Source organism: Polaromonas sp. P2_G11 (assembly GCF_056403595.1).
Genome location: NZ_JBFUFE010000004.1, coordinates 482,020 through 495,637 on the forward strand (window position 1 = coordinate 482,020; position 13,618 = coordinate 495,637).

The 13,618-nt window shown below is 57.0% G+C and carries 13 protein-coding genes; 9 read left to right on the plus strand and 4 right to left on the minus strand.

All coding sequences use genetic code 11. The annotated features are described in order from the left end of the window. Positions 1-27: 27 nt before the first annotated feature. The 5 genes from AC1DWQ_RS16390 (at position 28) to AC1DWQ_RS16410 (ending at position 7,463) form a co-directional block, all read left to right on the plus strand. Positions 28-819: a 3',5'-cyclic-nucleotide phosphodiesterase gene (locus tag AC1DWQ_RS16390; protein WP_477670596.1), complete on the plus strand. Its 792-nt coding sequence runs from the start codon at positions 28-30 to the stop codon at positions 817-819. Then, positions 816-3,221, plus strand: coding sequence for a GspE/PulE family protein (locus tag AC1DWQ_RS16395; protein WP_477670597.1), 2,406 nt, complete (start codon positions 816-818; stop codon positions 3,219-3,221). The genes AC1DWQ_RS16390 and AC1DWQ_RS16395 overlap by 4 nt, the downstream gene beginning before the upstream one ends. Positions 3,222-3,367: 146 nt before the next feature. Further along, positions 3,368-3,871, plus strand: a complete 504-nt coding sequence (locus AC1DWQ_RS16400; protein ID WP_477670598.1) for a pilin — start codon at positions 3,368-3,370, stop codon at positions 3,869-3,871. A 115-nt stretch (positions 3,872-3,986) separates the two neighbouring features. Further along, positions 3,987-5,744: a PglL family O-oligosaccharyltransferase gene (locus AC1DWQ_RS16405; protein WP_477670599.1), complete on the plus strand. Its 1,758-nt coding sequence runs from the start codon at positions 3,987-3,989 to the stop codon at positions 5,742-5,744. Positions 5,745-5,870: 126 nt separating this feature from the next. Then, positions 5,871-7,463 (plus strand): PglL family O-oligosaccharyltransferase, encoded by a 1,593-nt coding sequence (locus tag AC1DWQ_RS16410; protein WP_477670600.1) that lies wholly within the window; start codon positions 5,871-5,873, stop codon positions 7,461-7,463. 8 nt (positions 7,464-7,471) lie between these two features. On the opposite strand, the gene moaC is transcribed toward AC1DWQ_RS16410, so the two are convergent. Beyond that, positions 7,472-7,963 (minus strand): cyclic pyranopterin monophosphate synthase MoaC, encoded by a 492-nt coding sequence (gene moaC, locus AC1DWQ_RS16415; RefSeq protein ID WP_477670601.1) that lies wholly within the window; start codon positions 7,961-7,963, stop codon positions 7,472-7,474. A gap of 39 nt (positions 7,964-8,002) precedes the next feature. On the opposite strand from moaC, the gene tfpZ reads away from it, so the two are divergent. Both tfpZ and AC1DWQ_RS16425 read left to right on the plus strand, forming a co-directional pair. Next, entirely contained in the window at positions 8,003-8,782 is a 780-nt protein-coding gene (tfpZ, locus tag AC1DWQ_RS16420; RefSeq protein WP_477670602.1) for a TfpX/TfpZ family type IV pilin accessory protein, read from the plus strand. A 13-nt stretch (positions 8,783-8,795) separates the two neighbouring features. Continuing rightward, the gene (locus tag AC1DWQ_RS16425) at positions 8,796-10,400 is read left to right on the plus strand and encodes a M48 family metalloprotease (RefSeq protein WP_477670603.1); all 1,605 of its coding nucleotides are present in this window, start codon (positions 8,796-8,798) and stop codon (positions 10,398-10,400) included. Here the strand turns inward: AC1DWQ_RS16425 and AC1DWQ_RS16430 are convergent. From AC1DWQ_RS16430 to AC1DWQ_RS16440, 3 genes are all read right to left on the minus strand, one after another. Continuing rightward, on the minus strand, positions 10,356-10,709 hold the full coding sequence (locus tag AC1DWQ_RS16430; protein ID WP_477670604.1) for a phage holin family protein: 354 nt from the start codon (positions 10,707-10,709) through the stop codon (positions 10,356-10,358). The genes AC1DWQ_RS16425 and AC1DWQ_RS16430 overlap by 45 nt on opposite strands. Before the next feature lie 164 nt (positions 10,710-10,873). Next, the gene (locus AC1DWQ_RS16435) at positions 10,874-11,323 is read right to left on the minus strand and encodes a hypothetical protein (protein WP_477670605.1); all 450 of its coding nucleotides are present in this window, start codon (positions 11,321-11,323) and stop codon (positions 10,874-10,876) included. Between the two features lie 79 nt (positions 11,324-11,402). Then, the gene (locus AC1DWQ_RS16440; protein ID WP_477670606.1) at positions 11,403-12,131 is read right to left on the minus strand and encodes a TerC family protein; all 729 of its coding nucleotides are present in this window, start codon (positions 12,129-12,131) and stop codon (positions 11,403-11,405) included. 513 nt (positions 12,132-12,644) lie between these two features. On the opposite strand from AC1DWQ_RS16440, the gene AC1DWQ_RS16445 reads away from it, so the two are divergent. Further along, positions 12,645-13,109, plus strand: a complete 465-nt coding sequence (locus AC1DWQ_RS16445; protein ID WP_477670607.1) for a DUF3717 domain-containing protein — start codon at positions 12,645-12,647, stop codon at positions 13,107-13,109. Positions 13,110-13,186: 77 nt separating this feature from the next. Continuing rightward, positions 13,187-13,504: a DUF2007 domain-containing protein gene (locus AC1DWQ_RS16450; protein ID WP_477670608.1), complete on the plus strand. Its 318-nt coding sequence runs from the start codon at positions 13,187-13,189 to the stop codon at positions 13,502-13,504. Positions 13,505-13,618 lie beyond the last annotated feature (114 nt).

Here is a 13,618-nt window from a genome sequence, read left to right on the forward strand (position 1 = left end):
CCAAGTCAAGGCCAACCGGGAAATCTCATGAAAGTACGTGTACTCGGCTGCTCGGGAGCCATTGCCAAAGACTGCCGGACCACGTCTTTTTTGCTTGACCATGATTTGTTGGTTGATGCCGGTACGGGAGTGGGAGATCTCACGCTGGATGAGATGGCCGGTGTTGACCATGTTCTGTTGACGCATTCGCACCTCGATCACGTGGCCGCGTTACCGTTGATGGTGGACGCCATTGCCGCCCGGCGAACAACACCTATCCAGATTCATGCGCTGCAGGGCACGATTGACGCACTGAAGGCGCATATTTTCAACAACACCATTTGGCCCGACTTTTCCCGCATTCCCAGCCCCGAGGCCCCGTTTGTCAGTTTTCACCCTCTGGAAATCGGACAAACCTTGTTATTGGCTGGTAAGCAAATAGAGGTTCTACCTGCCGTGCATACCGTCCCGGCTGCAGGCTACGCGGTGGCCACGGGCAAGGGGTATTGGGTGTTCACGGGCGACACGGAACAGAATCCGGCTCTGTGGGCCCGCATTAATCAGATAAGGGTTGCCATGCTGGTCATCGAAACGGCATTTAGCAATCGTGAGCGCGACCTTGCCAAGCGGAGCCTTCATCTTTCTCCTCATGCGCTTGCCAATGAACTCGATTGCATCGAGCGAGGACACAGTTATCCCATCTACATTACCCATACCAAACCGGCCGAGACCGACCTGATCATGGCCGAGATACAGCGTTTTGACCAAACCCGCCCGTTTGGCCCGAATGTATCGCACGACATCCGGTGGTTGAGGGCGGGCCAGGAGTTTGAGCTATGAGCGCCGTATTGCAACGTGACCCCGAGGACGAGTTTTTTGACTCGCAGATGTTGCCTCCCCAGGAGCGGGGCGTTACTTTTGAAGCCCTGTATTTCCGGCAGCTTCAGCTGGTTACCAACCGGATTCACGAAACGGAAAATGTCGAGCAGATCATGCTCGAAGCCAGCCAGGACATCTGCAAGCTTTTTAACGCAGACCGGTTAACACTTTATGCAGTCAACGAAGACCGCAGTTCCATTGTTTCCAAGGTCAAGACGGGGCTCAATACCAGCCGCGACCTGAAACTCCCGGTCAGTGCGCAGAGCATTGCGGGCTACGTTGCCATGGCTCGCCAGATGGTGAATATTGCGGACGTCTACGATGAGGAGGCGCTGAAGAAAATTCATCCTGCGTTGAGCTTTCTCCAGGAAGTTGACAAGCGATCCGGGTACAGAACCAAGCAGATGCTGGTGGCTCCCGTCATGGACGGAGAGACGTTGTACGGCGTGCTGCAGGTTATCAACAACCGGAGCGATCAGCCTTTTGGAAAACTTGAGGAAGACGGTGCGCTGCAGCTGTGCAAGACTTTGGGCATTGCCATACGCCAGCGAATGCAAAAAGCGGGCGACAGCCAAAGGCGCAAAGCTACCAAGTACGACGGCTTGGTGACGGAAGGTGTGCTGTCCCAAGAAGAATTACAGCAATGCATCCGCCAGGCCCGGGAAGAAGGTCAGTCTGTCGAGCATATGCTCATGGCCAACTTCCACATCCGGCCCACTCAGATTGGTGCTTCGCTTGCCAAGTTTTTTGGTGTGGCCTACGAAGCATTCAATGCTGGGCGGATTCGCTCGGAGATGTTGCATGGTGCGTTAAAACGGGACTTTATTGAACAGCAAGGCTGGATTCCGCTGGAGGAAACTACCGAAGGCCTCGTGATCATGTGTGTGGATCCGGAGGCTGTGCGAGGGGCACGCGTGGTTCCACAGGTGTTTCCCCGCGTCTCCAAATTTTCTTACCGCGTTACAACTCAGACCGAATTTGAAGAAACCCTGGGGCAGCTCTTTGGCGTGGCTGCAGACAGTAGCACCATCGACCAATTGCTTGCAGACATGGACTCACCACTGGAGAGTGAGTCAAATGACGATTCTTCGCTGGAGTCTGCCGCAGCGGACAACGAGCTGGTCAAGTTTGTCAACAAGGTCATCATTGACGCTTACAACCAGAAGGTTTCGGACATTCACATCGAGCCTATGCCAGGCAAAGCCAAAACCGGTATCCGGTTTCGCATTGACGGTACCTTGCAGCCCTATATCGAAGTGCCGGCGCAGTTTCGCCAGGCCATGGTCACGCGGCTCAAGATCATGTGCGACCTGGACATCTCTGAAAAGCGCAAACCGCAAGATGGGAAGATCAAGTTCAAGAAATACGGCCCACTGGACATCGAGTTGCGTGTTGCCACGATTCCATCCGCCGGTGGTGTGGAAGATGTGGTCATGCGGATTCTTGCCGCAGGTGAGCCGATCCCGCTTGAAAAACTCGGATTGACGGCGCACAACAAGGAGCGACTGGAAAAAACGATCTCCAAGCCTTATGGTCTTTTTTATGTATGTGGCCCCACAGGCTCCGGCAAGACCACGACCCTGCATTCCATCCTGAAGTTTCTCAACACCCCGGACACCAAAATCTGGACCGCCGAAGACCCCGTGGAAATTACCCAGAAGGGTTTGCGTCAGGTGCAAATTAACAGGAAGGCGGGCATTGACTTCGCACTGGTCATGCGTGCTTTCCTGCGAGCCGATCCCGACATCATCATGGTCGGTGAGTCCCGCGACAAAGAAACCGTGGCGATGGGCGTGGAAGCTTCATTGACGGGGCACATGGTTTTCTCGACGCTGCACACCAATTCGGCCCCCGAGTCCATCACCCGCCTGCTGGACATGGGCATGGATCCCTTTAATTTTGCGGACGCATTGTTGGGTATCCTGGCTCAGCGTCTGGCCAAAAAACTCTGCGACTGCAAAGAGGCTTATCAGCCGAGTGCTCAGGAAGTCAAAGATTTCATCAAGGAATACGCCGAAGAGCTGCGCCATACCGAAGCCTGGAAAGCCGATCCTGGTGGCGAGTCACAAAAACTCTATGAAGACTGGATGGCGCGCTATGGGAAGGACGATAAATTGACCTTGTACCGTGCGGTCGGCTGCGACAAGTGCAACAAGACCGGCTACAAGGGCCGTATTGGCTTGCATGAACTGATGATTGCCGATGATGCTGCCAAAAAATTGATCCAGGAGCGGGCGCGTGTCGCGGAGCTGTTTGCAAGCGCTGTCAACAGCGGCATGCGGACGCTCAAGATGGATGGCATGGAAAAGGTACTCATGGGCATGACAGATTTAAAGATGGTCCGATCCGTCTGCATCAAGTGACAAAAATGTCGTTGGATTTAGGGGCGAGAGTCAAAAAAGTAAGTTGGCGGCCTTTTACGGCCCAAAAATCACGAAAAAGAAGGCTCTTTAACGTGGCACAAAAACTGCTGAACAGTTGAGCTAGTTTTTTTAACCAAGGAGTTTTTATGAAGCGTTCAATCCAACGGGGTTTTACCCTGATCGAATTGATGATCGTCGTGGCGATTATCGGTATCCTGGCTGCGGTGGCTCTGCCTGCCTATCAGGACTACACCATTCGTGCAAAAGTGTCTGAAGTGATTCTGGCTGCATCACAGTGCCGTACCAGCATCACTGAAACCGTGCAATCTGCCGCCAGTTCGAATCTTCCAAGCGCCAATAACTGGGGCTGTGAAAAGAACGCCAGCGGCGCCGGTACCGCCGCAAGCGCACCAACGAAATATGTTTATTCCATCAAAACAGACAATGCCGGTGTAATCACGGTGCTCACGCAAAACGTTGCTGACTTGAAGGATGCAGGCGCCACATCGATCCAGCTGGTTCCTTTCAAGGATTCAACCACGGCACTTTCCAACACCGATGTCGGTTCAACCATCTTCAAATGGGTTTGTGGTCCTATCGCCACCGGTGGAACGCCTACCAAGTACCTGCCAGGTTCTTGCAGGGGTTAATTGCTGCGCTGCTGCCTGAAACAGCAGTTCGGTATTGCATGTAAAGCGGCGCGTCATTCGACGCGCCGCTTTTATTTTTGGGTATGAAGATAAATAAATCGTCGGAGTCCATAACTTGATTTCGGAAACTTTGGTGCGGCAGAGGGCATTTACCTGGTTGTCAGTTCTGGCGTTTCTTGCGTATCTATTGCCAAACCACTATTCCCCATGGGTTACCGCCCATCAGGAATGGGCGATGGCCTTGGCATTTCTGCCTTTGGGCTTGTGGGCTGCTATTCATGGCGTGCCAAGTGTGCCGTTATTGGCGTGGGCTGCTTGGGCTTTGGCGATAGTGCCCATGTTGCAGCTGGGCTTTGGGTTGATCGTTTTCAGGGGTGATGCCTTGATGGCGTTTTTGTACCCGGCGGGCTTTGGACTCGCCGTTTTCTTGGGGGCCCGCTATGTGAAGCCCGACGACAATCTGCCGGCGGATCTGACGCGTATCACTGGTTTGTGGCTCGCCATTTCGATGGCGTCAATTGTCTCCATGGGCGTTGCGTTCCATCAGTGGCTGGATTTAGGGAAGCTGGCGATTTTTGTGATTGACCTTGAGCCGGGTGGACGAGTCTTCGCCAATCTGGCTCAGCCGAATCAATTTGCCACACTACTGCTACTCGGCCTGACCGGGCTTTTATTTCTATTTGAGACAAGAAAAATACATGTTTGGGTAGGGCTAAGCGCGGCTCTTTGGTTGGTATTCGGGCTTGTCATGACAGGCTCCCGCTCCGTCCTGTTGGCATGGTGTTGGCTCCTGGTTTTATATGTCCCGCTGCGCAAACGGTGCCAGCTGCGTGTGAGTGGGAGCGCAATTGCCGCCATCGGTGCCTTCTACTTCGCCGTCACGCTCGCCTGGCCTTTGATTAATCAATGGCTATTGCTTGGAGCCGAAGCGGGAAGCATTGTTGGCCGCATGACTCCCGGAATTAGAACCATCTATTGGCAATCAATGATGGAGGCGATTTCCCTGGCCCCATGGCAGGGCTACGGATGGACGCAGATAGCAGCGGCACAACAAGCCACTGCACTTGCTTATCCCCCTACCTACACATTCTTTGAAAGTGCCCACAATCTCTTTCTTGACCTGATGTTGTGGAACGGTTTACCAGTCGGGCTTGCGGCCACTTTACTGGTTTCCCTATGGTTCTTGTGGCAATACCGTATTGTTCGTGATTCTCTATCCTGGTGTCTGCTGCTCGGCACGGGTTTCGTGTTCAGCCATGCCATGGTTGAGTTCCCTCTGCATTACGCCTATTTCCTGCTGCCCGTGGGGCTTTGGATGGGCGCTTTAAGCGCCAAACCGGGGGCATTCTTGGGTTTATGGCGAATTTCCCGAGAGGGTTTTTTGCTTCGATCTTTTGTGCCCGTTGTCACCGTCATCACAGTCCTGCTCTTTATTCTCGTGTCGAAGGAATATCCTGCATTTGAAGAAGATTGGCAGGCAATGCGCTTCGAAGAGCGGCGCATCGGTATTGATACAAAACACGTACCTCCGCGTGCATTTTTGCTAGACCAGCTCGAAGCGCTGCTTCTGTTCACCCGTACCGAGGCCAGCCCAAATATGACGGCAGAGCAACTTCACTGGATGCGTTTGGTATCCACGCGATACCCCTACTCTTCCGCTCTTTTTCGCTATGCCACCGCGGCTGGTCTGAATGGCGCAGACAGCGATGCTGTTCAAGCTCTGCGTCTCCTCTGCAGTTTGCATGAGCCGCGGAAGTGTGCAGAGGCCAGGGAGGCGTGGGCGGAACTGTCCAGAAAAAAGTGGCCACAACTGTCCAAAATCCCGTTTCCCGGCATGCCAGCCAGTAGCAATACAGCGTTAACCCGGAAATAGAGTGGACGCCTCTCTACAGCTGGCCGGTCGGCGGAGCTGCGCGAGCCGTAAGCCCATACACTTGCTGCATCGCTAAGCACCGGTTTATTGTTGATATCTCCGCGCGGTGTACATGCAATCCAAAGAATGAAATTTTCTGCTGATACCTGGGCGGTGCCGGTCACCTTGCTTGTCTTGTTGCCTTGGCTGAATCCATTCGCCTTCGGCCCATCGCCCAATGTTGTTCCGTTATTGATAAGTCTCGCCGCCGTCGTTGGCCTGATTCTTCTCCAAGCCATCTTGCCGAGTATCGACAAAGCGGCAAGCGGCGCCCCGTTCAGCCGATACTGGGTCACCCCGGTTTCCTGGGCATGGATTTTGGCGGGAACGATCAGCAGTATTTTTGCGTTGTTGCAATATTCCGGTCATGCGAATGCTCTCACTCCCTGGGTGGCCAAGGCAGGCTTGGGTGAGGCCTTCGCAAATCTGCGCCAGCGCAATCAATTTGCCACCCTTATCAACATTGCCTTGGCTGCGGTGATCTGGTGTGCGGTGAAGGACTCTAAGCGTTCGACTGTGAGGGCGGGCGGTGGGCGGGCATTTGCATTCGTGGCGTGTGCTTGTGTGCTCGCGCTGGGTAATGCTGCTTCCTCCTCCCGTACGGGTATGGTGCAGTTGATTTTTGTCGCCGGATTGTGGTGGTATTGGGGGGCATCACGTCTGTCTTCTGCTCGCCGGCTGTTATGGGTATCGGCCGTTGTCTATGCACTCGGCACACTCCTCCTGCCATGGCTTTCTGGATTGGATCCGTCGCTGTATGGTGCCGCAGCCCGGTTTCTGGCTGGCGATGAACTCTGCGTTAGCCGCTTGACGCTCTGGTCAAATGTGTTGAGCCTTATTGCCCAAAAGCCATGGCTTGGCTGGGGCTGGGGTGAGCTGGATTACGCACATTACATTACCCTCTACAGTGGTCCGCGGTTCTGCCAAATACTCGACAACGCCCACAATTTGCCCTTGCAACTTGCCGTAGAGCTAGGGCTGCCTGCTTCGCTATTTGCCTGTGGCGCGTTTCTATACTGGGTGTTTCGGCGTGCGCCATGGCGCGAGACTCAACCGACGCGTCAGCTCGCATGGACAGTCCTTCTAGTGATTCTGCTCCACAGCATGCTCGAATATCCACTATGGTATGGCCCATTTCAGATGGCCTTCTGCCTTTGCATCGCAATGCTCTGGAGGCGGGAGAATGCGGTCCCGATTGTGACGAACCCGTCGAAATCACTGTTAATTGACCGTATATCAGCCGTAGGCATGACCCTGCTGGGGGGCGTACTTGCAATAGCTGTTATCTATGCTGCATGGGACTACCGCCGCGTCAGCCAGATCTATCTTCCTGTAGATGAGCGAGCTGCCAGCTATCGCAGCGACACGCTTGCCAAAATTGAAGGCTCGTGGCTATTCACCGATCAAGTGCGATTTGCCGAGATCTCTCTCACCCCGCTGACCCCTGCAAACGCCCAGTGGACATTTAATACCGCGAGCGCATTGCTGCACTACTCGCCGGAGCCGCGAGTCATCGAAAAGCTCATCGAAAGTGCAGTGATGCTCGGCTCTGATGATGTGGCTGTCGAGCAGCTGGCGCGCTACAGGGCCGCTTTCCCGACGGAGTACGCACAATGGACGCGGCAAAACAGCAAATTTGCACCGGGACAGGCTACTTCGACGGGAGCGGCGGCCAGATGAAGACGGTACTACAAGGGTTCGTGGACGAAACTGCCTGATTTGCCGCCGTGTTTTTCAAGCACGTGTATATCGGTGATGGTCATGCTCCGATCTACTGCCTTGCACATGTCATAGATGGTCAACAGCGAAATTTGCACTGCAGTCAATGCTTCCATTTCGACGCCCGTTGGGCCGACGGTTTCTACTGTTGCGGAACAGGCGATGCAGGAGCTTTTCTCATCCGGTGTGAATTCTATGGCTACCCGTGTCAAAGCTAAAGGATGGCACAGCGGGATCAAATCGCTGGTTTTTTTTGCTGCCATGATCCCGGCAACGCGTGCAATGCCCAGTACATCCCCCTTTTTTGCACTACCGGCAAGGATGATGGACAGGGTCGTGAAATTCATTACTATACGGCCCTGCGCGATGGCCACACGGTGTGTGGCAGTCTTGCCGGATACATCCACCATGTGGGCTTGGCCTCGGGCGTCAAAATGGGTGAGTGTTGAATCGGACATCATGCAGCAAGAACCTTTACATGTATCCATCATCATAAGACCATGTTCAACAATCCAAAGTTTTGGAGGAGCCGATTTAAGGCTTCTGGCATTCATTTAGGCATTAGCCTGGCAGTAGCCCTGTGCGCGGCGTTGCTGGTTTTTATCATTTGGTATCCCTATCCCTATCGTGAGATATCCGGGGGGCGCGAGCTCTTCCTGTTGGTCATTACGGTGGATGTGATCATGGGGCCGTTGATGACCCTTGCCATATTCAACATCGCCAAGCCGAGCAAAGTGTTGCGCCTCGATCTGTGCGTGATCGGGCTCTTGCAGCTGGCCGCGCTCGCTTATGGTGTCTGGACGGTTGCAGTGGCCCGTCCCGTGCATCTGGTTTTTGAACTCGACCGTTTTCGGGTGGTTCATGCCATTGAAGTTGACCCGGGGCTTCTTTCTCTTGCGCCTGAAAGACTGCGGCAACTGCCGTTGACCGGGCCGACACTGTTGTCAGTGCGGGAGTTCAAGGACGCCAAGGAAAGCTTCGACGCAACCATGGCGGCGCTGGACGGCGTGCCTCTGGGGGCTCGTCCCGATTTATGGCAAAGCTATGAAACGGCCAAGCCCCAGATCCTGAGACAGGCCAAGCCTCTTGCAGAACTCAAGAACCGTTTTCCGGCACAGGTTGTTAATATCGATAACGCATTGGCATCAGCGTTGGCATCGGGTCGCAAGAGCAGCGATATTGGCTATATCCCGATGATCGGGCGCAAGACTTTCTGGACTGTTCTCATCGACACCAAAACGGCAGAGGTAATTGCATTTGTACCCATTGACTCCTTCTAGGCGAACTGTGTCCGTGAAGCCGCGTCCGGCCCTGAACCGCCTTGCCCTGGCCTGCATTGTGTTCATGGCTTTGGGCGGTTCCTCGCTGGCTCAGGCGCCCGTCGGTACGACCGGAGGCTCGACGGGTTCATTGCCATCGCTGGGTGAAACTTCCGACCTCGCAGCGGCAGCAGAGCGCCGTATCGGAGACCGCATCGCCGTCAGCATCTACCGCGACCCTGACTACATTGATGATCCGGTGCTCGGCGATTACCTCCAGAGTATCTGGTTGCCGCTGGTGGCCGCCGCAAGGGCCCGGGGCGAGCTCAATGCCGAACTTGAAGAGCGTTTTGCCTGGCAGGTTTTCCTGATCCGGGACCGCAGCATCAATGCCTTTGCATTGCCCGGGGGCTACTTTGGCGTGCACCTGGGCCTGCTGGCCGCGGTGAGCAGTTCCGATGAGGTGGCCGCAGTGATGGGTCATGAACTCAGTCATGTGACCCAGCGGCATATTGCGCGCATGCTGACGCAGCAGTCGCGCCAGACCCCCTGGATGATTGCCGCCATGATTCTTGGCGTGCTGGCTGCCGGGAAGAGCAGCAATGCCGGCAGCGCCGCCGTGGTCGGCGGGCAGGCGGTCGCGATGCAGAACCAGCTCAACTTTTCCAGGGACATGGAGCGGGAGGCCGATCGCGTGGGTTTCGGGGTCATGACCGATGCGGGTTTTGAAAGCCGTGGTGTTTCGGCCATGTTCGAAAAGCTGCAGCAGGCCTCGCGCCTGAACGACAACGGCTCCTTTCCCTATTTGAGATCCCATCCGCTGACGACCGAGCGAATTGCCGAAGCGCGGGCGCGCGTGCAACTGTCTTCAGCGGACGCGGCAAAACCCTCGCGCGAAAAAGAAACCGAGGCCGGCAGGGCCCGCGTGTTACACGCCATGATGGCATCGCGGGCACGCATCCTGGCAGCCCCGGGGGTTGATGCGCTGCGCTCCATGGTGGCGGAGGCCCAGCGCCAGACCGGCCCTGTTGCCGCACTGCAACCGCTTCCCACGGCCGACAATGTGCGTGATGCTGGAGTTTTGTATGGTGGCGCTTTTGCGGCGGCCCGGCTGCGCGACTTCACCACGGCGAAGGGCTTGCTGGAACGGTTGAAACCGCTTGCTGTGGGTGCGCCGCATGCCGCCAATGCGGTGGATCTGCTGGCCGTTGAAATTGACTTGATGGCCGGCTTGGTTCCCCCGACAGCGGCATCTGCTGACATTTCCAGGGCGACATCTCGCGCTGAGGTACTGCTGCAGTCCCAGTCGTTGATGGCCGCGAACCGTGCGCAGGACGTTTCGGGCCGGCTACAAAGCTGGGTGACGCTGCATCCCAAGGACGCGATGGCCTGGCAGCTGCTTGCGGTCGCGTACGGCAAGCAAAACAAGCAGGTTCAGGCGATTCGCGCTGATGCGGAAAGCCGCGCCGCCCAGCTGGACTACCCGGCGGCGCTGGACCGCTTCAAGGCGGCGCAGGGCTTGATGCGCAGCAGCCCCGGCAACGCAGATTACGTGGAGGGTTCGATCATCGACACACGAACCCGTCAGACCGAACTACTTGTTAAAGAGCAGGCGCTCCAGGACAAAGTCGATCGCTAGCTGCAGCACCGAATAAATCAGTGAGCCTATCAGCGCGGCGGTAAAGCCCGTGACCTTCAGGCTGTCAATCAGACCGGCCGCAGCCCAGAACATCAGCGCGTTGATGACAAACAGGAACAAGCCCAGCGTCACCAGCGTGACGGGCAGCGTCAGCAGAACCAGGATCGGGCGCACCACCATGTTCAGCGCACCAAGTACCGCCGCGGCAATCAGTGCTCCGGTGAAACTGGTCACCACGACCCCGGGGTAGAGATAGGCAACGGCCAGCAAGGCCGCTGCGCTTAAAAGCCATTTGAGGATAAGTTTCATGGGCAAAGAATACCACCGGCCTGCCCGATTCGGCCCCCATCCCTCTGGCAAGCAGAAGCCGCGTGCCCGGGGTTGTACACGGTCTTTTGTGTCCGTGTGCAACCCGATTCAGCGGATCAAGCCGGGGAGGTGGCCCTCCCGACTTCAGCACGAAGTGAAAGCCGTCAGTCGCTTGCGACCAGCAGCCCGGCACCTGCCAGTGCCGTGGCATAACCCAGGATGCCGTGGCTTTCCTGGGCCTGCGTTGCCGTGACCGGTTGCATGTCCTGGCCGAATTTCGGCCGCCGGGCATCCAGCACGCGTGCAACGCCATACTGCCTGATGAGGCCCTCGGTCTGGGTGATCAGGGTGGCCTGCGCCAGCTGGGTCAACACGGTGTTGCCTTCTTTTTGAAGAAGAGGCGTCAACTGTGCGAACACCTTTTCGGCCCACTTGCCGCGCCAGCTTTCCCGCGCACTGTGTGTTACCCATTTGCTGACGCGGTGCGTCACGCGGGGTGCGCAGCCGACCACGATCCAGCGAGTAGGGCTGTGGGCCTCGCCGGCCGGCAGCATGGGTTGCAGCATCTGCAGGGCATATGCGGCATCGTCAATGTACACAATGATGTTGTCCATAAAGTTCTCCTTGAGTTGTCGTCGTTTTAGAAGCTTGCTGGCTGAAAGAGGGGCATACGCCCCCCACGGGTTGCTGGTTTCAATGTGGAATCAGGTCGGCATCCTGCGCGGACCGTGAGCGTCGTGTGGCCCACCACCCTGCGCCCAGCACGCCTGCCACCGCAAGGGCGTAGGTTGCCCACTGCGCTGCAAGGTGCAGGGTTTCAGCCGAAGGCATGGTGCCCGGGCCGCCGTAGATCGGGTCGAGCAGCTGCTCGCTCACAATCATCTTCGCGGCGGTAAAGGCCAGAACGGCGGCGCCGATATTGATGATGATGGGGAAACGTTCCACTAGCTTGAGCACCATGGTGCTGCCAAACACCACGATCGGGATGCTGACCAGCAGGCCGATGACCACCAGGTCAAACGAGCCGTGTGCGGCGCCGGCCACACCCAGCACGTTGTCGATGCCCATCAGGGCGTCGGCCACGACGATGGTTTTCATGGCGCCCCAAAAGGTGTGAGCAACCGGGCCGTCGTGCTCCTTGTCACCCTGGTCGGCCAGCAGCTTGTAGGCAATCCACAGCAGCCCCAGGCCGCCCACCAGCATCAGGCCGGGAATTTTCAGCAGCCACACCACGCCAACCGTCATGGCAGAGCGGACCACAATGGCGCCCACCGTACCCCATACGATGGCTTTTTTCTGCAGGTGGGATGGCAGGTTGCGCGCGGCCAGTGCAATCACGATGGCGTTGTCGCCGGCGAGCACCAGGTCAATGAGGATGATGGCCAGCAGGGCGGACCACCAGGGGGCAGTAAATAGTTCCACGTCACACTCCATGTCAAGTTTCGACTTGGAAATCCGCGCGACGGCGCACGACGGATTTCCGGCTTCGTGAAACCGGAACGGGTGTGATGGGTGGCTGGGGTCGGCGCCCGTGGACGCCGCAGATACCTCGATCAAACCTGTTCAGGTTTCAATCGAAGGTCTGGCTCGACATGCAGTGTCGCTGCATGCCCAACAAGCCGGAAGTGTCAACTTCGTAATGACGACTTGTTGTTAGCGATTTTGCTGTGGTGTCTGTTTTCGTATATTGCAGCAAAACGAGGGAGTTACTCCCCTTCGTCTGGGTATTTGACAATAAAAAAAGATTTTTTGCAACCCGGTCTTGCCGCGCAGCGGCGCGATGCGGGGATATGCCCCCATTTCCCCCATAGACGTCCGGCCCGCCCATCTGGCTGATAATGAACGGCCCGGCGCTGCCACTTCGCTTCCTCGCCATTCTTCGCCTCCTTGCGCTCGCTCCATCCGCTCAGCGGCAGCCCTTAGACCCACCGTTCCATGCCCGGCATCCACATCACCGATATTGAAGCCGCCATCAATTACTGGCGCGACAAAAAGCCTTCGCCCGACGGCGTGACGCTGGCGCCCGAGTTGCGTGCGCTCGCCGAGGTCTATGCGCTCCTGGTTTTCTACCATGAGGATGAGGCCGACGAAAAAAGCTTTCCGCCCAAGGCGCTGGCGGCGTGGCGGACCTGGTACGACACGACAGCCGACACGCCCTGCATTGCCATTTGCTCAACCAGCCAGGGGGACGCCCTGTGCAAGGGCTGCGGCCGCACGTTTGACGAAGTGCAGCACTGGCCCGAGATGACGCCCGCCGAGAAGCGTGGTACCTGGCGGCGCATCACGCAGGAAGCAACTGCCTGGCGGTTTGGCCGCTACGCTGACCGCGCCCTTGAGAACCGGGACAAGGATGTGCAGAATGATGCGGCGCCCGCCCCGGTCGCCATGCCAAAAATCTAGGCCTTTTGGGCTTGCGGCCCATATATGGCAAGCGCAAGCAGCTATGAATTTGATAGTGATGTCGCTACACTGACGGCATGCTCAGACTGACGCGTGCCCCCAATATCGCCATCGCGGCGCTGTGGGTCGACGTGTTGCAGCAGGCCGGTATTGCCGCCAGCGTGCAGCGCTATTTTCTGGGCAGCGTCGCCGGGGAACTCCCACCCGACCAGTGCCAGCCCGAAGTCTGGCTCACCCACCACGAAGAAGAACACCGCGCACGGGAGTTGCTCGACAACCTGCAGAACATGCCGCAGCGGCGATGGCTGTGCGTCTGTGGCGAAATCGTCGAGGGCGGGTTTGAGCAGTGTTGGAACTGTCAGGCTGTAGCCCCCACGGTCACTCACTTCGTGTAGTTCCCTGCCCCCCGAGGGGGCCGCCCGCCTGTGGCCTGGCAAAGCCAGTTCCACGGCTCATGCTTGGTTGAAGAGTTCTGTGGGCACAACCAAGGGTGCCGCGGGACTGGCTTT